The sequence below is a fragment of the Halomonas sp. HAL1 genome, assembly GCF_030544485.1.
Classification (GTDB): Bacteria; Pseudomonadota; Gammaproteobacteria; order Pseudomonadales; family Halomonadaceae; genus Vreelandella; species Vreelandella arctica.
Map to the genome: position 1 here is coordinate 634036 of NZ_CP130610.1, position 23398 is coordinate 657433.

Here is a 23398-nt window from a genome sequence, read left to right on the forward strand (position 1 = left end):
GGTTAGCGAACGATATACGCTGGGGCGATGTGTGGCCCCAGCGTGAGGAAAAACCATGAGTGTTTTAACTCCTTTGCGCCGCGTGAGTGATCTCGTCAATCAGGTGGCCATCGTGGTGTGTGTGGGCTGTATCCTGGCGATGCTAGGCATCTCGTTCACTGCCTTTCTCTACAAGCTGATCACCGGTAGCACGCTGAGTTGGACCTACTCGCTGGCGCGGCTGTTTCTGCCCTGGATCGGCTTTCTTTCCATGACGATTTCGCTGCGCTACGGCGAACACGTCGCCATGACCCTGCTGGTTCGCAGCTTGCCCCGCGTGATGGTACAGGTGGCGGCCGGGCTCTGCCTGGCGGTGATCGGCCTGTTTGCACTGATGCTGACCTGGTATGGCTGGGACTACTTTATCAGCGCCACTCAGGTTTACATGGTCTCCGATCAAATCCGTATTCCCAGCAAGTTCACCGCCATTGTCATTCCCATTAGCGGGGTGATTATGCTGCTGCACTTGGTGCACGGCTTTGCCCTGCTGGAGCACTTCATCGATGAGCAGGACGTGATTGGCGAACTCATCGACACTACTGACGGGGAGCACCGCTCATGACTCCTGCCATTATTGCGTTTGTCGTGCTGCTGTTTATCGGTGCGCCGGTAGCGGTGGTGATGGCCATGTCGGGGCTCGCGGGCGGCTTTGCGATGGGCGGCGAGCGCATGCTCGGTATTATTGCCGACCGCATGTTCTCCGGCGTCTCCGGCTTTCTGCTGATTGCCGTTCCCTACTTTATTTTCACCGCGGAACTGATGAACCAGGGCGGGCTGACCCACAAGCTGATCGCGTTCAACAATGCGCTGTTCGGCCGGGTGCGCGGGTCACTCTCTCACGTGAATATCTCGGTCTCGGTGTTCTTTGCGGGTCTCACCGGCGCGGCGGTCACTGATACCGTGGCCATCGGCAAAATTATGATCCCCGAGATGAAAAAACAGGGCTACGATGCCGAATACGCCGCTGCGGTTACCGCCTGTTCTTCCATCATCGGGCCGATTATTCCCCCCAGCGTGGTGATGGTGGTGTACGCCACACTGCTGCGGGATATTTCGGTGATTGACCTGTTTGCCGGTGGCATTATTCCTGGCCTGTTGATGGCGCTGGCGCTACTGGGCGTCAGTTTCTTCCTGGCCTGGAAGCGCAACTACCCGAAACAGGCACCCACACCCTTTAAGGCGGCCATCATCGCGCTGTTAGTCGCGCTGCCTGCCATGGTGGTGCCGCTGATTATCCTCGGGGGGATTCTCTCGGGGCTCACCACGATTACCGAAGCCTCGGGCTTTGCAGCGGTTTACGCCATTGTGATTGGCGTGGTCTTCTACCGTAATCTTACCTGGCGGAAAATTTGGGATTCGCTGGTGACCACGGTGCGCTTCTCCGGGGTAGTGTTTTTTCTGCTGGCAACCTCGGCGGTACTGGGCTGGTTCGTTACCCGCTCGGGCATCGCGAGGGATGCAGCCAGCATGATCACCACTTTTAGCGATGTGGCCTTTGTGCAATTGATGCTGGTGTGTCTGCTACTCTTGGTGATTGGCACCGTGATGGACGTGCTGCCTGCCCTGGTGGTCATTGCGCCGGTGCTGGTGCCTGCGATGATCCAGCTGGGCTTTGACCCGCTCCACTTCGCGATCCTGATGATCGTGGTGCTCAATATCTCCAACGTGACACCGCCAGTGGGGATGACGCTGATGACTGCCGCGCGAATAGCCGAGGTGCCGTACGAACGGGCGATCGTGGCCTCGCTGCCGTTTTACGTGTCGTTTTTAGTAGTGATAGTGCTCCTGGCGGCGTTCCCAGCACTCTCCACCTGGATTCCGTCACTGCTGTAATTTAGCTAAGGACTGCAACCCATGAAGTGTTTTTATCACCCTGACCAAGCGTTGCATGCGCCGCCGACCTTCCTGCTGCGCGGTCAGCCCGTGCCCTCGCCGGAAGGCCCGGTGCGCGCCGAGCTGCTTACCCAGGGGCTAGCAACGGCAGGGCTGACCCTGACCACACCTGCCGAGGCCGATTCGCCTACGCTGCGCAAGCGTCTGGAACAGATCCATACACCGCGCTACCTTACGTTTTTGGACACCATTTACGCTCGCTGGCAGGCGCTGCCCAACGCGGCGGAATTTGTTGCACCCAATATTCACCCTTGCGGCGGTGGTCACCACTACCCGCGTCACCCGATTGGGCAGGCGGGCTGGCATTTGCACGATATGGCCTGCCCGCTAAGTGCCACCAGCTTTCAAGGCGCGCTGGCCTCAGCCGCTAGTGCCGAAGCCGCGGCAGAAGAGGTGCTTAATGGCGCGCCAACGGCCTACGCGCTGTGCCGCCCGCCGGGCCACCATGCCGGGCCGGAGCGCGCCGGGGGCTTTTGCCTGCTGAACAATTCAGCGCTGGCCGCCACCGTGCTTCGTGAACGCTTTGCCAAGGTGGCGATCATCGATGTGGATCTGCACCACGGCAACGGCACCCAGGATATTTTCTATCACCGCAGCGATGTCTGGACGGGCTCGCTGCATGCCGACCCCAGCGACTTCTACCCGTTTTTTTGGGGTGGCGCTGATGAAGAGGGCTGCGAGGAGGGCGTAGGTGCTAACGTTAATCTACCCTTGCCGGTAGGCAGCGACGGGGATGTCTATCTGGACTCCCTGGCAGTGTTAATTGATCACCTGCAGCGCTACGAGCCCGATGCCGTGGTGGTGGCGCTCGGGTTAGACGCCCATAAAGATGACCCGCTCGCGGGGCTTACGGTGGAAACCGAGGCGTTTATCGAAGTAGGAAAACGCTTAGCGGCACTCTCGCTACCCATGGTGATTGTGCAGGAAGGGGGCTACCCCACCGAGCATCTAAGCGCCAACCTGACTGCCTTTATGCAAGGTTTTACAGCATGAGCAGAACCGGTTTTTACTGGCACGAACGTTGCTTTTGGCACGACCAGGGCGCGATAGGGGTATTTTCCGCGCCCGGTGAGTTTTTACAGCCTCAATCCGCCTCGGAAAGCCCGGAGAGCAAACGGCGGCTGAAGAATATACTCGAAGTCAGCGGCCTGATTGACGAGCTGAACGTGGTTAAACCTCCCGCCGCACAGCTTACTGACTTGCTGCGTTTTCACACCCCGCGATATCTGGATGAACTTCAGGCAGGGGATAAAACGCGGGGTGGCAACGGCGGCGACTGCGCTCCTTACATGCCTGGCAGTTGGGCAGCGGCCACGCAGTCCGCAGGGCTGGCCATTGCCGCCGTTGAAGCCGTGGCACTGGGCGAGCTGAGCAACGCCTACGCTCTATGCCGCCCGCCCGGGCATCATGCCGAAGCCGATCAAGGCCGTGGGTTCTGCCTGCTGGGCAATATTCCCGTGGCGGTAATGCGCGCCCGGGCCTTGGGGCAGGTTAACCGCGTGGCGATACTCGATTGGGATGTTCACCACGGTAACGGTCAGCAGGCTGCGTTTTATACCGAGCCTGAGGTTTTTACCGTTTCGATGCATCAAGCGGCCAACTACCCGCTGGAAACAGGTGGCTTTGACGAGCAGGGTGAAGGCGCAGGCCTGGGTGCCAATCTCAACCTGCCGCTGCCGCCGGGCTGCGGCCTGGGTGCCTACGCCTATGCTATGGAAAAATTGGTGCTGCCCGCGCTTGAGGGGTTCAAACCTGACCTGATCGTGGTGGCCTGCGGTTATGACGCCTGCGCCAAAGACCCATTAGGCAAGATGTTGCTCAATAGCCAAGCGTTCGCCACCATGACCGCCCAGCTTAAAGCGCTGGCCGAGCGTTGCTGTGAAGGCAAGCTGGTATTTATTCACGAAGGCGGCTATTCGGAAGGCTATGTGCCGCTCTGCGGCCACGCAGTGATCCAGACGCTGGCAGGTAGCCAGATTGCCGTGCCTGACCCGCAAAACGATGAAATTGCCGCCTGGGGCTATCAGGCCCAGCAACCGCACCAGCAGTTGTTAATCGACGACTGGTGCCAACAGTGGGAGCAACGCAAACAATGACACCGCTTTATGACCGCGATGGCTGGATTTGGCACGATGGTGAATGGCTGGAGTGGCGCGAAGCCAAGGTGCACGTATTCACCCATACGTTGCACTATGGCATGGGCTGTTTTGAGGGTGTACGCGCTTACGCTGGCCCTTCGGGCACGCATCTATTTCGTGCTGCTGAACATACCCGCCGCTTAGCAGAAAGCGCTCATTCGCTGGATATGCCGCTGCCGTTTAGTGAAGCGGAACTTATCAATGCCCAGCGCGAGTGCCTGACCAAAAACGGCCTGAGCAATGCCTACCTGAAACCTACCGTGTTTTTTGGTGCAGAAGGTTTAGGACTACGCGCCCAGGGGCTAACCACTCACGTAATGGTCGCCGCCTGGGATCTAGGCCCCTATATTTCACCCCAGGCCGCCACACACGGTTTGCGCGCGCTGACCTCTTCCTGGGCGCGTCACCACGTCAATATCAGCCTATGTCGTGCGAAAACCAACGGCCACTACGTTAACTCGATACTGGCGCTGAATACCGCAATCAAGGCTGGGTTCGATGAAACCATTATGCTCGACCCGGAAGGCTATGTAGCCGAGGCATCGGCGGCGAATGTCTTCTTGCTGCGCGATGGCGTGCTGCACACCCCGGAAGTAACGTCGTGTTTGCAAGGCATCACCCGGGATAGCGTTATTCAGCTGGCGCAAAAGGTGCTGGGTATTGAAGTGCGTGAGCGGCGGATTACCCGTGATGAGCTCTACACCGCCGATGAGGCATTTTTAACTGGCACCGCCGCCGAAATACTCCCGCTGCGCGAGCTGGATGGCCGCCGCATTGGGGGTCGCGCTGGCGCACCACCCACCAACGAACCCATCAGCCAAGACAGTGTGACGGCTCAGCTGCAGGGCTTATATCGCCAGGCGGTGCGCGGCGAGCTGGATGATTTCAGGCATTGGTTAACGCCTTAGGACTATTGGGGTTGGAAGTAAGAACTATGCAACCCCTGTCACCCGCTGCGAGGGCAGGTTGAAGCGAGGGTCTTTTTCCAGGGATGGAAAAAGTAGCGCCCAGGGATGGGTTCACAGCGCCCTCGCGGAAACCTGCCCTCGATGCTTACAGCTATCTGCATGCATACATCCTTTATCAAATTTACTAATTTAATCAGGCGTGCTCTTTAATAGCCTGTTCGAGAGCCGCCAATCTCCCCGGCTCCAGCGCTGCTTGTACCGCCGTAATACGTATCACATTGGCAAGCTCTGGATGCGCCAAGCGAGCAACTAATACGCCTTTGTCTAGCAGTTGCTGGTGAACCTCAGTGGCGAGGTCGGCGCTGGGCAGGCGAATGCCGATAAAGTTGGTGGCGCTGGGGAGCACGTCGGCACCAAGTGCGCGAAAGTGCTCAGCCAACTGCTCACGGCGGGCTTTTACATCGGCGACGTGTTGGTGAACCTCGTCAGGGTGATCAAGCACCACTTCGGCGGCGGCCAGGGTCAGCGACGACACCGCGTAGTGAATACGCACCTTCATCATCATCGCCAGCACCTCAGGGTCGGCGATGGCGTAGCCAATGCGCAGGCCCGCCAGGCCATGAGCCTTGGAAAGCGTGCGCAGTCGAATCACCCCAGGTATTGCTTTGGCAGCAAACTCGCTGCCCGCGTCATCACGAAAATCCCCATAGGCTTCGTCTAACAATAGCCAGCAGGTGTCGGGCAGCGCCTCGCGCAGTTTGAGGATGGCGCTGTCGCTGTGCAAATGGCCACTGGGGTTGTCCGGGTTGGCCAGGTACACCAGCCGCGCGTTTTCCTGATGTGCCGCTGCGATAAGGGCTTCCAGATCGGGAGCCAACACGCCGGGTGCCTCAAAATAGCTGGGCTCAATCAAGCGGCAACCCTGGCCTTTGGCGAAATAGCCCAAGGTGGGGTAGGTGCCTGCGGTGCTCACCACGGTGTCGCCAGGTTCGCAGGTGGTGCGCAGGGCCAGGGCAATCAAGCTGTCAGCACCGGCATCCACTAGCATCGTTTCCAGCGGAATACCTTGCTGTGCGCTCAAGCGCTGGCGCACGCCCAGCGCTTCGGCATCGCCGTAGCAGTAAACGTGTTCGGCCAGGGCATCGCCAAAGTGTTCGCGCAGGGCGCGGTGGGGCATATCCAGGCCTTCGTTAGAGCCCAGCCGGTGGGGGATTTCCTTTCCGATGCGGCGTTCTAATACTTTGATACCGGGGAAGGGGTTATGCGGGCCTTCGCCAGTTAAGTGCTCGGGATAACGGGGCATAGAAAGTCCTAAAATAGTAAACAGTGTTGATGAGCAACTTAAAACGTTTCTAGAAGTACTTTACCGCGATTCAATAGATTGAGCGGGTCTAGCGCTTGCTTGAGGGTATGCATCAGCTCGATCTCGGCGCTGGAGCGGCAGGTACTCAGCCAGGGCCGCTTCTCCAGGCCAATGCCGTGCTCGGCGGAGACCGAGCCGCCAAGTGCTGCCAGCGGCTGATAGACCATGGCTTCCACCTCGCGTCGAACCGACAGCTCGGCACTCCCCGCACTAACGGAAATATGCAGATTGCCATCGCCCAGATGGCCAAACACTACCAGGCGCGCCTCGGGCCAGCGCTGGGTTAGCTGCGCTTCCAAGGCATCGGTGTAGCGCTGCATATCGGTAATCGGCAGGCTGACATCGAAAGTGAGCACTGGTGCGAGCCCCTTGATCAGCCCCTCAATATCTTCACGAATGGCCCATAGCCCATCGCGCTGGGTAGTCGACTGCGCAATCACCGCATCGACGATCAGCTCGTTCTCTAACGCGCTTTCTAACGCCTCGCTGAACTGGTTGGCGTTGCGCTCGGCGTCGCTGCCCAGGGAGTCAATGATCACATAAAACGGGTACTCGGTGGCAATCGGCGGGGTGTGGCGGTCCAGGGTTTCAGTGAGCAGACGGTAGTGGTTTTGCCACATCACCTCAAAAGCACCGAGGCCGCCGCCGAGCGCTTTGCCCATATGGCTGAGTAGCCCTGTGAGCGCCTCAAATGAGGGGCAGGCCACCATTGCCGTTTGTTCGCTGGGGGTCGGTGGCTGCAGGCGCAGCACTGCGCGGGTCACAATCCCCAGGGTGCCTTCGCTACCGATGAACAGCTGCTTCAAATCGAAACCGGCGTTGTTTTTCAGCATGTGATTCATGGAGCTGACCACCCGGCCATCGGCCATGACCGCTTCTAACCCCAACACCTGCTGGCGCATCATGCCGTAGCGAATCACCCGAACGCCACCGGCGTTAGTGGCGATATTGCCGCCAATGGTGCAGCTACCCCGAGCGCCCAGATCCAGCGGGAACTGCAGACCGACCTCTTTCGCGGCTTCTTGAACCCGCTGCAGCGGTGCCCCCGCCTGCACGGTGAGGGTGCCGCCCACTTGGTCGATCGCTTCAATCGCGCTCATACGTTCCAGGGAAATCACCAGCTCATCCGGGCTAGCCTCTGCACCGTGAACCAACCCGGTTAATCCGCCGTGGGTCACCACCGGCTGCTGCAATTCATAGCAGGCGCGCATCACTGTGGAAAGTTGCTCGGTATCCGCCGGGCGAACAATCGCCCCGGCCTGGCAGGGGGCGCCGGTCATCCAATCCACGCGTCGGCTGTGCACATCATCGCCGGTCAATACATGGGCCGGGCCAACAATGGCGCGCAGCGCCTCCAGGGTTATCTGCATTGGGTATCCTTTTTTACCATTAAATAATTTACACAGTGGCCGCCACGGGGGCTTCGCGGCCGGGAATCGCCCTTAGCAGATCCTGGGTATACGCCTCACGTGGGGCGAGGAAAATCTGCTCGGCGCTGCCTTGCTCGACGATGCGGCCGTGTTGCATCACCACGATGCGGTCGCAAATCTGCGCGGCAACGCGCAGGTCGTGGGTGATAAATAGCAGCGACAGGGAGAGCCGCTGTTTCAGCTCCTCCAGCAGCTCTAAGACCTGGGCTTGAATCGACACATCCAGCGCCGAGACGGCCTCATCCGCCACGATCAGCTCGGGGTTGAGCGCTAGTGCTCGGGCAATGCCGATGCGCTGACGCTGGCCGCCGGAAAACTCGTGGGGAAAGCGCTCCACGGCGCTGGCGCCCAAGCCCACCATGTCGAGCAGCTCGCCCGCCTGCTTGAGCGCTGCAGCTTTGGGCGTGCCGTTGGCAATGGGCCCCTGAGCAATCGCCATTCCCACTTTGGTGCGTGGGTTGAGCGAGGCGTAGGGGTCTTGGAATATCATCTGCACCCGGTGGCGTTCCCGGCGCAGCGCATCGCCTTTGAGCTGGGAAAGGTTCACCCCATCGAGCAGCAACTCGCCGCTATCGGGGTGCTCCAAACGCACCACACAGCGCCCAAGCGTGGATTTTCCCGAACCAGACTCACCTACAATTCCCACCGTTTCACCCCGCGCCAAGGTGAGCGACACATCCTCAAGGGCGCGCACTTCGCGAGAAGGTTTAAGGAACCCGCCTCGGGAGCGAAAGACCTTATTGAGCTGCTTGATCTCCAGCAGCGGGGCGACTTGGCTGGTTTCACGGTGGGGCGGCACCGCATTGCTGGGAATCGCGGCAATCAGCGCTTGGGTATAGGCGTCTTGAGGATTCTCAAGCACCGACTTGGCGTCACCCAGCTCGACGATCTTGCCGTGACGCATGACGCAAACTCGATTGGCAATTTCGGCCACCACGCCAAAGTCGTGGGTGATAAACATCACCGACATGCCGCGCCGCTGCTGAAGGTCGCGAATCAGCTCCAGAATCTGCGCTTGCGTGGTGACATCCAGCGCCGTGGTGGGCTCGTCGGCAATCAGTAGAATGGGCTCCAGTGCGAGTGCCATGGCAATCATCACCCGCTGGCGCTGGCCGCCGGAAAGCTCGAACGGGTAGGCGCGAATGGCTTTCTCCGGCTGTGGAATGCCCACTTCGATCAACAGCTCCAGCGCGCGGGCTTGACGCTCTTTGGGGTTGAACTGGCCGTGGGCCTCAAACACCTCGGCAATTTGCGCGCCTACCCGCATCAGTGGGTTAAGGGCGGTCATCGGCTCCTGGAAGATCATGCCAATTTTTAGCCCGCGCAGGGCGCGGTGCTGCTTTTCCGTCAGGGCAAGTAAATCCTGCCCTTCAAAGAGTATCTCGCCATGGGTGGCGTTCACGCCTTTGGGCAGCAGCCCCATCACGGCGTTGGCGGCCATCGATTTGCCGGAACCGGACTCGCCCACCACGCACATGATCTCCCCGCGCTTCACGTCGTAACTGACGTCCTCCACCGCCAGGGCGCGATCCGCCCCTTTTGGGAGCGCAATGTTCAGATCGCGAATGCTGAGGACGGTGTCAGCCGATTGATTCTCTGTAATAGGCATATAAAGTCCTTAGCGCTCGCGTGATAGTTTGGGGTTCAAAGCGTCGTCTAACCCTTCACCCACCAGATTTAACGCCAGTACGGTGAGCAGAATCGCCACCCCTGGGAAGAAGCTCAGCCACCACGCTTGGCGAATCACTGTGCGCGCCGCGCCGATCATATAGCCCCAGGACATCACGTTAGGATCGCCCAAGCCGAGAAACGACAGCGCTGACTCCAGCAAAATCGCGGTGGCGACCATGAGTGATGCCAGCACGATAATCGGCGACAGCGTATTGGGCAGAATCTGACGCAGAATGATCGTGGTGTTGGACTGGCCGACCAAGCGCGCCGCTTCCACGTATTCCCGGTTGCGCAGCGACATAAACTCGGCGCGCACTAAACGGGCTACCGGTGGCCAACTGACAATCGCAATCGCCAGCACAATCGAGGTGATGCTGGGCTGCATAATCGCCACCAATACAATTGCCAGCGCGAAGTTGGGGATGGTCTGGAAGAACTCGGTAAAGCGCATCAGTACGTCATCAATAATGCCGCCGTAGTAGCCTGCAATGGCCCCCAAGGGAACGCCAATCAGCAGCGCCACACTGGTGGATACCAGCCCAATCAACAGCGATACCCAGGCGCCGTGCATTAAGCCTGATGCCACATTGCGGCCCATGGTGTCGGTGCCCAGGGGAAAGCCGTCTTGCGAGAGCGGCGGCAAAAAGGGCCGCTGCACCATCCGCCAGGGCGATTCAGGAAATAGCAGCGGCGCCAGTATGGCCATGGCGATAATCAGCAGCAGGATGATCAGCCCGACGAGGGCGCCACGGTTTTGCGCGAAGCGTGCGAAAAAGCTCATGAGGCCCCCTTCTTGATGCGTGGATCAGCCAGGCTGTACACCAAATCGGTGATGATATTGAAAACAATGACCAAGGCCGCCGAGAAGAAGAAAATACCCAGCAGCAGGTTGTAGTCGCGCTGTTGCAACGCTTCGAACATCAGCCGCCCGATGCCGGGCCAGGCAAACACGGTTTCGGTCAGGATCGCCCCGCCGACCATCTGCCCCGCCTGCAGGCCTGCTAACGTGATGATCGGCAGCAGGGCGTTACGCAGCACATGACGGCGCTGAATAATGCTGGGCTTCAAACCTTTGGCGCGGGCGGTTTTGACGTAATCCTGTTGAGCGGCATCGAGCATTGAGGTGCGCGTCATGCGGGTATAAATCGCCATAAAAAACAGCGCTAAGGTGGTCGCCGGGAGCACTAGGTGCTTGGCGACATCGAGCACCAGCGCAAACCCTGTATGGCCTGCCCCCACGGTGTAAAGCCCATAGGCGGGCAGCCAGCCAAGGTAGACGGAAAACACCACCACCGACATCAGTGCAACCCAGAACAGCGGCGTGGCGTAGAACACCAGCGCTAGCGCCATGATGATCGAGCCGGAAGGCTTCTTAACCCGTGACGCGGCCATGGAACCCGCCACGATGCCCAATACCAGCGAAAGCACAAAAGCGGTGCCGGTGAGCAGTAGGGTGGCGGGTAAACGATCCATAATCAGATCAAATACCGGGACGCCCAATCGGTAGGAGTAGCCGAAATCGAGCATGGCGATACCCGACACGTAGCGCCACAGCTGCACGTACATCGGCTGATCGAGCCCAAACCGCTCGCGCAGTTGGTTGAGAAACTCCTGGTCGGCGGCACCCGCTTCGCCAGCCAGAATCGCGGCCGGGTCACCGGGGGCCAGCTGAATCAGCAAGAAGTTAAAAATAACGATTAAAAACAGCACAATCACGGCTTTAAACAGCCGCATCAGAATGAGGCGCGCGTAAACCATAAGTCGTTTCCTGGCTAATACCTTCAAGACATAGCTAAAAAACCCAGGTAGCTCTCGCTACCTGGGTAGCCTGGGTTTAGCGATCTAGCCAAGCATCTTTAAAGCCGTCGTTAACACCTACGCCGGAAGTAACCAGGTTCTGCACATCACAGCGGTACAGGGTCGGGAAGCCCAGTTCCATCAGCCAGCCAACGGGCACATCTTCGTGCAGGATTTCCTGAACTTCACTGTAAAGCGCTTCGCGTTCTTCGTCGGGAAAAGCCGTGGCAGCCTCATTGAACAGCTCGTCGACACGCTCGTTTTCGTAGCCTTCCACGTTATTCCAGGGCGAGCCCTTGGCAATATTGTCGGAAAGGTAGGTGCGTGAAATGCCCAGTGCCGGGTCGCCATACTGGTAGAGATAGGTAAAGGCCAGGTCGTAATCCCAATCGCCCAGGCGCTGGTTCCAGCCGCCCACATCGGTGGCTTGGGTTTCAACGTTAATGCCTACTTCGCGCAGGTTCTGCTGCACGGCTTCGGCCCAACGGGTCCAGGTTTCGCCGTAGGGCAGCGGCAGGATCGTGATCTCTTCACCGTCGTAGCCCATTTCATCCAGCAGCTCACGGGCGCGGTCAGGATTGTAGTCGTAGGGTTCCAGGTCATCATTCTGGAAGCGTGCATTGGAACCAAAGGCGGAGAGCGGCACATTGCCCAGGCCGTTCCACAGAACATCTTTGGCGAACTCGCGATCCATGGCGTACATCACCGCCTGGCGGAAGCGCTTATCAGCGGTGGGGCCTTCGCGGTTGTTCATCCACAGCATGGCGAAGGGACTGAAGTACTCGTGGCCCTCTTCGGTCATGCAGACGTTATCCATCTCGGCCAGGCGGGGAATATCGAAGTTCTCGACGGTACCGCTGGGCAGCACGTCAATGGTCTCGTTCTCGAACGCCACCGCACGGGAAGCGCCGTCAGGAATGATGTGCCAGTTCACGCCATCCAGGTAGGGCAAGCCCTCTTCGTAATACTCTTCGTTCTTGACCAGTTCGATCACCGTGCCGCGCTCCCAGTTGGAGAACTTAAACGGGCCGGTGCCGATGGGGTGGTCGTTGTGCTCGTTATTGCGGAAGTCGGTACCTGCATAGAGGTGCTCAGGCACCATGGTAAAGGTACCCGCCTCAAAGGAGATCAGGAACGGACCGAAGGGTTGGGTCAGGGTAAATACGACGGTGTGGTCATCGGTGGCTTCGATGCTCTCTACATGCTGGAGCACGGCGCGGGCACTGGGGTTCAGCTCGCGGTGGAAGACATCGGCGGAGAACACCACATCATCAGCGGTAAAGGCTTCGCCGTCGTGCCAGGTAACGCCTTCACGCAGGTGGAAAGTGTAGGTACGGCCATCGTCGCTGACCTCCCACGACTCCGCCAGTTGTGGCATGGGTTCAAGGTCGGTGGAGTAGCGCAGCAGGCCTTCGTAGATATTGCCCGAGACGGTACGGGTGGGCGCGTTCTGAACCATGCCCAGCACCAGGCCAGGCGGCTCCGGCTGGATAATGGTGTTAACCACACCGCCCTCTTTAGGGTCATTGGCTAGGGCGGCGGAGGTAAAAGCGAGTGCTGCAGCGGAAATAGCCAAAGCTAAAGGTTTTTTCATGTTTCCTGCTCCTCGGTTATTAGCACGTAATAGGTTTACGTAGTCGTTAGGCGAGCGAGGCGTGACGTGTCAGGCCCGATTGTGATGTTTATTGGGGACCTGTTTTGACCATAGCAGCACTTGGTAAAACTGTCGACAGTCGGCAATCGTTCGTCGACAGGCAGCTTTTTTTCGTCATACTTAAGGAAACGCGTCATACCCCACGAGTGAACTTTATGGCCTTATCAACGGCGGCTCCCAGGCCCTTTATTCAGCAGCAGAACCTTGTCGAGCAGGTGGCTGACTATTTGACCCAAGCGATTATTCAGCAACACTTTTTACCCGGCGAACGGCTTTCGGAAGTACAGCTTTCCCGTGACTTGGGCGTTAGCCGCGCACCGGTGCGTGAGGCCGCTCGTTTGTTGGAAAGCCGTGGTTTATTAATATCAAAACCTCGCCGGGGCTTCTTTGTACGCGCGTTGAATGCCGTTGAACTCGAAGATGTGTTTGATTTGCGGCTATGCCTTGAGCGTCATGCGATTCAGCGCTTAACGGAGCGCTATACGCCTGAAGCTCAGCGCGCGCTCAAGCAGCAGGTTGAGGTGCTTTGCGAGGCCGCAGCCGGTAACGATGGCACCCGTCGTATTGAAGAGGATCTGCAGTTTCACCGCCTGATGCTGCACTACGCCGGCAACGAGCGACTGTTGCGCGCCTTTGACGACCTGACCCATGAACTGCGTCTCTGCATCACCCTGATTACCAAAACCCATGAAGCCCCCGACACCATCGCCACCAGCCACTTTAAGCTGCTCGACGCGCTGGATAGCGGCAGCCCGGCCGCATGCCGTGAGGCGATTGACTACCATATCGGCGTTGCTCGTAAGTTCGTGGTGAAGGGGGTGGGCGAAACCGGAGATAGTTCTGATGAAGGATAGTTCTGATGAATAGAGTGCCGATGAAGACGTTCTTTCACGATGATCAATTGCTTCATCAGCCGCAAACCTACTTCTCCCGCGGGAAGATGCGCACGCCCCAGGAAGTGCCGGAGCGCGCCACGCACCTGCTGGCCGCCGCCAAGCAGCTAGGGTTTGATATTCAAGCACCTGCGGATCAGGGCGTGGCGCCATTAAGAGCCGTGCATTCGCTGGCCTATTTGCGCTTTCTGGAAAGTGCCCACCGGCGCTGGCACACGCTTGACGAAGACTGGGGAGAAGAAGTGATCTCCAACATCTTCGTGCGTTCGCCCAACGCCTTGCGCGGCATATTGGCGGAAGCCGGGCGCTACTTGGCTGACGGTAGCGCCCCGGTGGGCCAGCACACTTGGCAGTCTGCTTATTGGTCAGCGCAAAGTGCGGTCGCCGGGGCTGAGGCTCTGTTAGCTGGCGATCGGTTTGCCTATGCGTTATCCCGCCCGCCGGGCCACCACGCGGGCATCGATTCCGCCGGTGGCTTCTGCTTTCTCAATAATGCCGCCATTGCCGCGCAGCACCTCACCTCGCGCTACCCGCGCATCGTCGTGCTCGACCCCGATATGCATCACGGCCAGGGCATTCAGGAGATTTTCTATCAGCGTGACGATGTGCTGTATATCTCGATCCACGGCGATACCACCAACTTCTACCCCGCGGTCACCGGCTTCGAAGACGAGCGCGGGCAGGGCGCAGGGCTGGGCTATAACCTCAACCTGCCAATGCCCCATGGCTCAGATGAAGCGGTATTCTTTGACCGCCTGGAGCAAGCCTGCCAAGCCATCCGCCTGTTCGAGCCTGACGCCATCGTGCTGGCGCTTGGGTTCGATATCTACGAGCTTGACCCCCAAGCCAAGGTCGCCGTTTCTACCGCGGGGTTTGGTGAGCTTGGCCGCCGGGTAGCGGGCCTGAACGTACCCACGCTGGTAGTACAGGAGGGCGGCTACTACCTGGAAGGGTTGGAAGCCAATGCGGTGAGTTTTTTTGAGGGGTTGCTAACCAACAGGTAATGAGAAAGACAAGTCATCAAGGTGTCTGGCAAGATAGCCACTTTCAGCGATCAGCAAGACAATTCGGATAGTCATTGAAAAGACGGCATATGGCCATTGGGAGGGCGTGAGCCTGCTGCCGCAAGGCTGGTTTAGGTGGTCATCAATTTTTTAAAGTCCGCGTCGTATAGGGAATGCACAATCAAAAGGTTATATACATTCTCCTGAATCAACGAATTGGTTTAAATATAGCGAAAAATATGTGTTCGGTTATTTAGCATTCCTAGAAAAGGTCTAAACGATAGAGTGAAAACGTTGAGAGCGACATTCAGGCGCCCGCTGCGTTGTATTAGACAGCCCAGTTCTGCCAAGCTTTTAGCCTATGTCTTAATAGAATAACGCCCATAATAACTAACCATACATCGCACTAGCTTGACTAATGCACTTAATGCATTCATAATTAATTATTGTTTTTAAATTTAACCTACCGTGCCAATAAGTGCCTGTACACCAGTACATGCATAGGTTTAGAGAATATCGATCATGGATAAAATTAGGCAGAACACACTGCATGGTGAGGTCGCCGAGCGAATTCGTGTCATGATCACTCAAGGGGTGTTAACACCTGGTAGCCGTGTTCCTGAAAAGCAGCTATGCGAGCAGTTTGGTGTATCTCGAACTCCCCTCAGAGAAGCTTTGAAGGTTCTAGCCCATGAAGGTTTTGTTGAACTTTTACCTAATCGTGGAGCAAGAGTTGCTAAATTGACCAAAACCACCCTTAAAAATACCTTTGAAGTTATGCAGAGCCTAGAGTCTCTTTCGGGAGAGTTGGCGTGTGCACGGATCTCTGATGATGAGCTTACGAATATTGAAGCACTTCATTATCAGATGCTGGCTTACTATAAGAGTGGCAATATGAAGGAGTATCTACTGGCTAATCAGCAGATACATGAGGCCATCGTAGTAGCCTCTCAGAACGACATTCTTATCGATGTTTATAAGAACCTTAATCAGCGAGTGCATCGTGTACGCTTCACCGCTGAGCTCAGCAATGACTATTGGTCCAAAGCGGTAGCGGAGCATGAAGCGATGATTGTAGCGCTCCGAGAGCGTGATGGCGCTAACTTAGGCCAGGTATTGCGCCGCCACTTACGTGACAAATTAGAGGTGTCTGCTTTTGATGAGATGGCTGAGTAGTTCAGAAGCCTCCACTAATAAGGTAAGTGACAAAGCCAGTCCAGTTACCTGCATGCTTATGTTAAGGATGTAGTAACGCTAGTTTGGCTCAGACGTTCAGGTGCAATACGATAAACCCTTTGTGCAGTATCATGGAAGAGCTGGCGTTGCTCGGTATTGGTTAGTTCGTTTGTGATCTTAAGAAAACCTGAAAAGATAGTTTCAAATGTTGCAACCAAACTATCTACAGGGAAATTGCTGGCGAACATGCAACGCTCCACGCCAAAGAGCTCGATAGTCTCAAGTACGATTCGACGGTTAGCCTCTTCTGTCCAAGCTGCTCCCTGTACTCCAATTCCTGAAATTTTTACTTTTACATTGGAATGGTAAGCCACTTCAGCCATAGCCTTACGCCACCCCTGGAGCCCTTCTTCGCTGCGATCTGCAGGTAAGCCGGTATGATTAATGATGATCGTCGTATCGGGATGGGCAGCGGCGAGGTCGGCTGCTTCATGGAAGTGCCACCATGGACTCTGTAGGTCGAAAGAGAGGTTATGGGCGGCGAGCCGAGCGAAACCGCGACGCCAGGCCGGATCACCCATGGAACCTGGGGCGCCGGTCTCCACCGCGTTGGGCGATGGAGCGGCGCGGGGCTTATGGCGAATTCCGCGCACCCGTGGATAGGCGCAGTGGGCTGCCAGTACATCCTCGATATCCGGTTGGTCGAGACGTGCCTGGGCCACCATTACACTGGGCAGCCCCTCCCGCTCGGCTAGTTCATGGACCCAGCGGGTTTCCTGAACCGGCGTTTTGGCATCCCACTCGGTCTCAATGAAGACTGACCCTACCACACGATAATTTGTCGTATCGCGTCTGTAATCTTCAGGCAAATAGTTGCGCCGGATGGCGCTGTAATCGCCATAGCGAAACGGAATCATCGGATCATCGCAAAGCCATGGCAGGTAATTGCGTTCAAGGTCCCAGAAGTGCTGGTGCGCATCGATGATGGGAAGTGTCGTCATGACGAGCGCTCCGGTGTGACACCTTCTAGCAGCGATACGATGGCGGCGCCATCAAGTTCTCCCTTGCCCTGGGAAACCAGCATGCTATAGAGGGAGTTGGCGGTGCCCGCCATGGGCATGGAAACATTTAAGGCATTGGCGGCGTCCTGCAGCATATGCAAGTCCTTGAGAATCTGCCGGGCGTAGCCACGCGGCTCGAAGTCGTTCTCCACCATGCGGGGCAATAGGTCGTTGAGCAGGTTGCTGCCGGCATAGCCCGAGGAAAGGGCGTCGGGAATTTTGCTGACATCAATACCGAACCGGTTACCAAGGTTGCAGGCTTCGGCGATCACACAGTAGTTGGAGAGTACCAGCGCTTGGTTGATCAACTTGGTGGCTTGTCCAGCGCCGACTTCGCCCATACGGGTGAATTTTCCCAAGGTGCTCATCAATGGCTCGATGGCATCGATGGTAGCTTGCTCACCGCCGGCCATAATGGCCAAGCGTCCCTCTGCGGCGGCGCCGGGGCCGCCAGAAACCGGAGCGTCTACAAATTGCATGCCGTTACGTTCCAGCAGGGTTTTTGCCAGGCGTTTGGTGGTTTCGAGTTCCGTTGTGGAGTGGTCGACCACGGTCTTGCCTTGGCCCTGGGTGACCTCGACGATCCCGCCTTCCCCGAGGATGACCGCCTCTACGGCAGTCGTGGAGATAACGCACACCTGAATGATCTCGGCGCGCTCGGCGACCTTGGCCGGTGACTCGGCAATCTCGACGCCCTTGGCCTTGGCGGCCTGGCAGCAGGCGTCGTCGATATCATAGCCAATGACTGTATAGCCACTTTCGACGAGGCGCGCGGTGAAGCCAGCCCCCATCTTGCCGAGTCCAATGAAACCGATAATTGATTTGCTAGTCATTTTACTACTCCTTCATACCAGTACAGTCGCTGATTGGTTTAGGCCACGCTCTTTAGCGCAAGAAGCCTGGTAACCAAAGCACTAGGTCTGTTGCAAATGTAATAATTGCCAGTGTGATAAGCAGCGGGATATAGAAAGGAATAAGTGCTTTCAAAAGCTGGCGCAGTGAGACTTGAGCAATCGATGATACGAGGAATAACGAAAGGCCCATGGGAGGGGTCAGCAACCCAATCATCAGATTGAAAATGGCGACAATGCCCAGGTGTACCGGGTCAACTCCTGCAAGTACCATGGGCGGCGCCACAATAGGCACGATCAACAGGGTTGCAGTGGTCGAATCGAGAAAAATACCTGCGATGAAGAATATTAGATTCGCGATGAGCAGTAGCATTAACGGATCTTGGGATATCTGCAATATGAAGGCAGCGAACTGCTGTGGAATCTGCTCAACCGATAATATCCAACCAAACATGGAGGCCGCGGCCACGATGATCAGTATCGCGCTGGTTGTCTTTAGCGTGGCCATCATCGAGTTTATCAAGTGTGGCCAAGTCAGCTCCCGGTAAAAAATCGAGCTAACCAACAGCACATAGGCTGCTGTCACAGCTGCTGCTTCGGTGGGCGTAAACAAACCCAATAACATCCCTGAGATCATTAACGCCGGTGCTAGAAGTGCGGGCAAGGCGGGGATGAATGACTTATATAGTTCGCTGGCCGTGGGGAGTCTCGGAGCGCGAGGCATGTCGTATTTGATCGCCAAAATTGCTGCGGTGATCATTAATAGCGCCGTGCAGATCAAAGCCGGAACGATACCGGCGAGAAGAAGCTGCACAATGGAGACGCTAGTGACCGATCCATAAACTATCAGCGGAATACTAGGTGGGAATATCGGGCCGACGACGGCCGATGAGGCAGTGACCGCCGCCGAGAAGGGAGCGCCATACCCCCTTTTCTTCATGGCTTCGATCTCTATCTTGCCTAGCCCACCCACATCGGCAAGTGACGCGCCTGACATACCTGAGAATATCAAGCTTGAGAAAATATTGACCTGTGCCAATCCGCCAGGCGCCCTCCCAACCAAAGTGTTGGCAAAATGGAAGATTCTGTCTGTAATACCAGACTGATTCATTAAATTCCCGACAAAGATGAAGATTGGTACTGCAACCAATGGAAAGCTGTCGAGAGAATAAGTGATGCGCTGACCGAGAAGCCCGATTGGAAACCCTTCAATAAGAACATACATCACCGAAGGAATGAGAATGGCATAGACCACAGGGAAGCCGAGTAGGAAAAATACCAAGAACAAAGCCAGTATCATAAAGCCCATTTTTTTTATCCTATAAACCAATGCTGGGTTTAGGGCGAGGGGACTTAAATCCCTGGTGGAAATGCATGAAGGCAGCTCCAGCGAAACCCAGGAAAGTAGTGCTGAAGAAGATCCAATAGGGAATTTTGAGAACAGGCGTAGCTTTATTCAAATTTGCTTGTACGGTAATAAATGCAGCATATGCAATGAAAAGACACGTAATGATGGATAACAGAGCGATAATCTTGTATAGCCATATTTTTATCGTGCTAGGTAATGTCTCGCGAAGCTCTGCCATTTCGATGTTTTCATCACTTGAGATTGCAAGTGGGTAAGAGGAGAACACCAGACAAATGAGCAAGAATCTCGTGAGTTCTCCCGCTCCTGGAATAGAAAACCCAAATACGGAGCGAGTTATAACCTGCATAAAAGGAACAATTATCATGCCTGCTAGCAAGGCTAAGCAGAAAACTTCCAACAGCCTTTTTCCGGTTCTCATGCTGGCGACCCTATGTGGTAGTAAGTAAGGGCAGCGAGGAGTACGGTCTTCCTCGCTGCCAAACTATTACTCTATTTCCGCTATTTGTTCGATATAGGGTTGAAAGTTAGGGTAGTCCTCGTTTATTTGTGCCAAGACCTGTTCACGGAAGGCTTCCAACTCAAGCCCGTTCTCTTCAGTGATGAAGGTCATGCCCTTTTCCGTCAGTTCTTCCACAAGGCTGGCTTCCCGCTCTTGTGCCCATTGGAGCGATTCCTGAGCTTTCTCTTCGAGTATTCGCGTAATGGTTTCTTGATGGCCTTCGTCCAAAGACTGCCATGTGTCCTCGTTGATGAAGACGGCTAATATGGAGTGCATGTGCCCGGTCATTGATACATGAGACTGTACTTCATAAAGGCTATTGGACATGAGCATGGTCAGTGGGTTTTCTTGGCCTACCACAAGCCCGGTCATCAATGAGGTGGGAAGTTCCGAAACCTCGACCGGCGTCGGATCGGCGCCGAATCCGTTGACCATGGAAATCCATATATCAAGCGGCACTGCCCGGAAGGGTTTGCCTTCCAGGTCGGCGGGGGAGTAGACGGGGAAGTTGGCGGTAATATGCCGGGCCCCACGGTACATACGCCCGATGATACGCATGTCGCCTTCTTCAACAAGTTGCTCATTCATTTCGCTGATGACGGGTGATTGAGGGTCCGTGGCTTTCAATGCATGTTCGGCATCGCGATAAATGAAAGGGGCGTTGAATACGGCAATATCTGGAACGACTTGGGCGAGCGAGGCGAATTCGTGATGTGCCAATGAAATCGATCCAAGTGACACACCATCGACCATTTCGGCGACACCCCCAAGCTGGCTTGACGGGAACAGGTTAAACGTGATCTCACCGTCGGTTGCTTCCTCAATTGAGGCAGCCGCTTCGGACGCATAGCGTGTCTGCGAATCTCCTTCTGCACCAACATGGGCATAGCGTAATGTTTCGGCTGAAACCGACAAAGTTGTAACACTAACGGCTAAAGTGGCAATTGTTAGTGTGAGCTTTTTCTTAAGAAACATGATGCACCTCTCTTTTTTGTTTTGTTTTCGTGTAGTTCAGGCTAATTTTTATTGCTTTTATAAGCTTAGCTTCTTGCTATTACTTTAAGTTACCTATGAGTTACCCTACTCTTGAAAAATTTATTATGCACTCATAATTCATTTTTGGGAGTTGTACTTTCGTCGATGATTTCTGATCATCGACTTACAGAATTTAGCCCCATCCGACAGGCGATATAAAAGGCGTGGCGTATGGCTTCGACGTTGGCTTTTCCTTTTCCTGCGATATCAAAGGCGGTGCCATGGGCCGGGGTAGTGATGGGGATCGGTAGTCCACCCTGAACAGTGACGCCGCGCTCGAAGCCCATCAGCTTCAAGGCGATTTGCCCCTGGTCGTGATACATGGTCACGATGCCATCGAATTCTCCATCCCGGGCGCGCCGAAAGATCGTGTCGGCAGGGAAGGGGCCCTGGGCTGCGTAGCCAGCGTCGCGGCATGCGTCGATCGCTGGTGCAATGATGTCTATCTCTTCGCGGCCGCAGGTTCCTCCCTCTCCCGCGTGAGGGTTTAGTGCCGCTACACCGATACGGGGCTGCTCTATGCCAGCGGCTACCAGTGCATCATGAATCAACCGGGTAGCGCTGAGGATGCGTTCAGGTGTCACATGAGACGCCGCCTCGGCAAGCGGGATATGCGAGGAGATGCGCGACGTCCAGAGGTTGCCTAGAGTGTTGAATTCGCAGACGGGGGTCTCGACCTTTAGGTGGTCGACGAAGAAGTGGAGCTCATCCTCGTGTTTCAGTCCGCCCTGTTTCATTGAGAGCTTGTTGAGCGGGGCGAAGCAGATCGCATCGACATGTCCATCACTGGCGCCATCCATACACTGTGCCAGCACTTTGAGTACCGAGGCGCCGCACAGCCCACTGACCCTGGCGTATTCGACGTCTTCCTGCTTAATGGCCGATATCGGTAACAGCACTGGGCCTGTCTGTCCGCGCGCCTCGGCAAAGCTTGCGATTTCAGGGAGTTCATGACGGATGCCAGCCACACGTTGACCTTCCTCCCATAGCCAGCGGTCACCGACGACCACGATGTTGGCTTGGTCTATCGCATTGTGGTCTCCCAGCAGTCTGGCCACCAGTTCGGGCCCGATGCCGGCCGGGTCGCCGAGTGTCAGGGCAATACAGGGTTGTACTTGGGGCATGTTACGAATCTCCTCAGTGGTTGTGTTCACTTTTCTTTCCATGCGTTACCGTCAGGGTAAACATGGCGAGACAGCGAATCGGGATGCATGGTGATACTGTAGCCGGGCGCCATAGGGACCTGATAGCGGCCATTGCGGATCAACACCGGGTTTTCGAAATGCTCGTGCAAGTGGTCGACGTATTCCAGGATACGTCCATCCAGCGAACCCGAAACGGCGATGTAGTCGAACATCGAAATATGTTGGACATGCTCACAGAGGCCAACACCGCCTGCATGGGGGCAGACCGGAACGCCGAACTTGGCGGCCATTAATAGTACGATGATGACTTCGTTGAGTCCTCCCAGGCGGGCGGCATCAAGTTGGCAGTAGTCAATGGCTTCGGCCTGTAGCAGTTGCTTGAACATGACCCGGTTATGACAGTGTTCACCGGTAGCGACACCGATCGAACCGAGGCGTTGACGTATTGCGGCATGCCCTAGTATGTCGTCGGGGCTGGTGGGCTCCTCGATCCACAAAGGGTCGAATTCAGCCAGTTGGCGCATGTTGGCGATGGCTTCATCGACATCCCACATCTGGTTAGCATCCATCATCAGGGTACGGTTCCAGCCGATCTCCTCCCTGAGAATTTGGGCGCGCTGGCAGTCTTCGGCGAGATCTCCGCCCACTTTTTGCTTGAAGTGTGTCCAGCCTTCCGCCAGGGCTTCGCGAGCGAGACGACGCACTTTGTCAGCGGAGTAGCCGAGCCAGCCAGCCGAAGTGGTATAAGCAGGATAGCCTTGCTCACACATTTCCTGTTCGCGGCTAGCCTTGCCGCTAGCCTTGCGCCGGAGAATGGCCAATGCCTCCTGAGGCGTCAGTGCATCGCTGACGAAGCGGAAGTCGAGGCAGTTGACGAGCTGTTCTGGGGACATGTCGACGAGCAGTTTCCATACCGGTTTCTGCTCTGACTTGGCCCATAGATCCCAAATGGCATTGACGATGGCTGCGGTGGCCAAATGAATGGCGCCTTTTTCGGGCCCGGTCCAGCGAAGCTGGCTATCGCCGCTGGTCAGATGGCGCCAGAAGGTTCCCATGTCGGCGGTGATGGCCTCGAGATTACGACCCTCAATCAGGTAGGCGAGCGATTCGACCGCTTTGACACAAATCTCGTTACCACGTCCGATCGTGAAAGTAAGTCCGTTCCCCACAAGCCCGTCACTGGCGTCGGTATGCAGGGTGACATAGGTGGCCGAATAGTCCGGCGCAGCATTCATGGCATCAGAGCCATCCAAAGATCGAGAAGTGGGAAATCGAATGTCCTGAACGTCCAGGTGAGTAATCATGGTCATCGGCAATGGGCCTTTGTGATATTTGTTGGCATGGCTTGCTCCAGCTTAGTCTTGCCATTCAATAACCTTCCAATCGAAAATTAACGAATAGCGATTACCTCTAGTTATCAGGTGTTGTATCGGCATGAGATTGCTTTGAATACATGTGATGGTGAAGGAGAC

21 protein-coding genes are annotated in these 23398 nt (G+C 56.3%); 8 read left to right on the plus strand and 13 right to left on the minus strand.

Annotated features, from left to right (window positions below; translation table 11 throughout):
- Positions 1 to 55 precede the first annotated feature (55 nt).
- Genes Q3Y66_RS03045 through Q3Y66_RS03065 form a run of 5 tightly spaced genes read left to right on the plus strand, consistent with a single transcriptional unit; the run spans position 56 to position 4978 of the window.
- Positions 56 to 601 (plus strand): TRAP transporter small permease, encoded by a 546-nt coding sequence (locus tag Q3Y66_RS03045; protein ID WP_008959742.1) that lies wholly within the window; start codon positions 56 to 58, stop codon positions 599 to 601.
- Positions 598 to 1872 carry a TRAP transporter large permease gene (locus Q3Y66_RS03050; protein ID WP_008959741.1) on the plus strand — a complete coding sequence of 425 codons (1275 nt, stop codon included), beginning with the start codon at positions 598 to 600 and terminating at the stop codon, positions 1870 to 1872. Before Q3Y66_RS03045 ends, Q3Y66_RS03050 begins: the two co-directional genes overlap by 4 nt.
- Positions 1873 to 1893: 21 nt before the next feature.
- A complete protein-coding gene (locus Q3Y66_RS03055; protein WP_008959740.1) occupies positions 1894 to 2925 on the plus strand; it encodes a histone deacetylase family protein in 1032 nt (343 codons plus the stop codon).
- Complete coding sequence (locus Q3Y66_RS03060; protein WP_008959739.1) at positions 2922 to 4028, plus strand: class II histone deacetylase; 1107 nt, start codon at positions 2922 to 2924, stop codon at positions 4026 to 4028. Before Q3Y66_RS03055 ends, Q3Y66_RS03060 begins: the two co-directional genes overlap by 4 nt.
- A complete protein-coding gene (locus tag Q3Y66_RS03065) occupies positions 4025 to 4978 on the plus strand; it encodes a branched-chain amino acid transaminase (RefSeq protein WP_008959738.1) in 954 nt (317 codons plus the stop codon). The genes Q3Y66_RS03060 and Q3Y66_RS03065 overlap by 4 nt, the downstream gene beginning before the upstream one ends.
- A gap of 193 nt (positions 4979 to 5171) precedes the next feature.
- On the opposite strand, the gene Q3Y66_RS03070 is transcribed toward Q3Y66_RS03065, so the two are convergent.
- The 6 genes from Q3Y66_RS03070 to Q3Y66_RS03095 form a co-directional block, all read right to left on the minus strand.
- Positions 5172 to 6281, minus strand: a complete 1110-nt coding sequence (locus tag Q3Y66_RS03070) for a histidinol-phosphate transaminase (protein ID WP_008959737.1) — start codon at positions 6279 to 6281, stop codon at positions 5172 to 5174.
- 38 nt (positions 6282 to 6319) lie between these two features.
- Positions 6320 to 7711, minus strand: a complete 1392-nt coding sequence (locus tag Q3Y66_RS03075; RefSeq protein ID WP_008959736.1) for an FAD-binding oxidoreductase — start codon at positions 7709 to 7711, stop codon at positions 6320 to 6322.
- A 28-nt stretch (positions 7712 to 7739) separates the two neighbouring features.
- A complete protein-coding gene (locus tag Q3Y66_RS03080) occupies positions 7740 to 9380 on the minus strand; it encodes an ABC transporter ATP-binding protein (RefSeq protein WP_008959735.1) in 1641 nt (546 codons plus the stop codon).
- Positions 9381 to 9389: 9 nt separating this feature from the next.
- Positions 9390 to 10223, minus strand: coding sequence for an ABC transporter permease (locus Q3Y66_RS03085; protein WP_008959734.1), 834 nt, complete (start codon positions 10221 to 10223; stop codon positions 9390 to 9392).
- Positions 10220 to 11200 (minus strand): ABC transporter permease, encoded by a 981-nt coding sequence (locus tag Q3Y66_RS03090; RefSeq protein ID WP_008959733.1) that lies wholly within the window; start codon positions 11198 to 11200, stop codon positions 10220 to 10222. Before Q3Y66_RS03090 ends, Q3Y66_RS03085 begins: the two co-directional genes overlap by 4 nt.
- 76 nt (positions 11201 to 11276) lie before the next feature.
- Positions 11277 to 12833 carry an ABC transporter substrate-binding protein gene (locus Q3Y66_RS03095; RefSeq protein ID WP_008959732.1) on the minus strand — a complete coding sequence of 519 codons (1557 nt, stop codon included), beginning with the start codon at positions 12831 to 12833 and terminating at the stop codon, positions 11277 to 11279.
- A 215-nt stretch (positions 12834 to 13048) separates the two neighbouring features.
- Between Q3Y66_RS03095 and Q3Y66_RS03100 the strand changes: the two genes are divergently transcribed.
- The 3 genes from Q3Y66_RS03100 (at position 13049) to Q3Y66_RS03110 (ending at position 15966) form a co-directional block, all read left to right on the plus strand.
- The gene (locus tag Q3Y66_RS03100; RefSeq protein WP_008959731.1) at positions 13049 to 13747 is read left to right on the plus strand and encodes a GntR family transcriptional regulator; all 699 of its coding nucleotides are present in this window, start codon (positions 13049 to 13051) and stop codon (positions 13745 to 13747) included.
- Positions 13748 to 13767: 20 nt separating this feature from the next.
- Positions 13768 to 14790: a histone deacetylase family protein gene (locus tag Q3Y66_RS03105; protein ID WP_008959730.1), complete on the plus strand. Its 1023-nt coding sequence runs from the start codon at positions 13768 to 13770 to the stop codon at positions 14788 to 14790.
- Positions 14791 to 15312: 522 nt separating this feature from the next.
- Complete coding sequence (locus tag Q3Y66_RS03110) at positions 15313 to 15966, plus strand: GntR family transcriptional regulator (RefSeq protein ID WP_008959729.1); 654 nt, start codon at positions 15313 to 15315, stop codon at positions 15964 to 15966.
- Between the two features lie 56 nt (positions 15967 to 16022).
- Here the strand turns inward: Q3Y66_RS03110 and Q3Y66_RS03115 are convergent, their stop codons facing one another.
- The 7 genes from Q3Y66_RS03115 to Q3Y66_RS03145 form a co-directional block, all read right to left on the minus strand.
- Entirely contained in the window at positions 16023 to 16967 is a 945-nt protein-coding gene (locus Q3Y66_RS03115; RefSeq protein WP_008959728.1) for an amidohydrolase, read from the minus strand.
- The gene (locus Q3Y66_RS03120) at positions 16964 to 17860 is read right to left on the minus strand and encodes an NAD(P)-dependent oxidoreductase (RefSeq protein ID WP_008959727.1); all 897 of its coding nucleotides are present in this window, start codon (positions 17858 to 17860) and stop codon (positions 16964 to 16966) included. The genes Q3Y66_RS03115 and Q3Y66_RS03120 overlap by 4 nt, the downstream gene beginning before the upstream one ends.
- 52 nt (positions 17861 to 17912) lie before the next feature.
- Positions 17913 to 19187 carry a TRAP transporter large permease gene (locus tag Q3Y66_RS03125; protein ID WP_008959726.1) on the minus strand — a complete coding sequence of 425 codons (1275 nt, stop codon included), beginning with the start codon at positions 19185 to 19187 and terminating at the stop codon, positions 17913 to 17915.
- 10 nt (positions 19188 to 19197) lie between these two features.
- The gene (locus tag Q3Y66_RS03130; RefSeq protein ID WP_008959725.1) at positions 19198 to 19665 is read right to left on the minus strand and encodes a TRAP transporter small permease; all 468 of its coding nucleotides are present in this window, start codon (positions 19663 to 19665) and stop codon (positions 19198 to 19200) included.
- A 66-nt stretch (positions 19666 to 19731) separates the two neighbouring features.
- Positions 19732 to 20721, minus strand: a complete 990-nt coding sequence (locus tag Q3Y66_RS03135; protein WP_008959724.1) for a TRAP transporter substrate-binding protein — start codon at positions 20719 to 20721, stop codon at positions 19732 to 19734.
- Between the two features lie 176 nt (positions 20722 to 20897).
- Positions 20898 to 21905, minus strand: coding sequence for a 4-hydroxythreonine-4-phosphate dehydrogenase PdxA (locus tag Q3Y66_RS03140; RefSeq protein WP_008959723.1), 1008 nt, complete (start codon positions 21903 to 21905; stop codon positions 20898 to 20900).
- 26 nt (positions 21906 to 21931) lie between these two features.
- Positions 21932 to 23236 (minus strand): L-fuconate dehydratase, encoded by a 1305-nt coding sequence (locus tag Q3Y66_RS03145; RefSeq protein WP_008959722.1) that lies wholly within the window; start codon positions 23234 to 23236, stop codon positions 21932 to 21934.
- Positions 23237 to 23398: the final 162 nt, after the last annotated feature.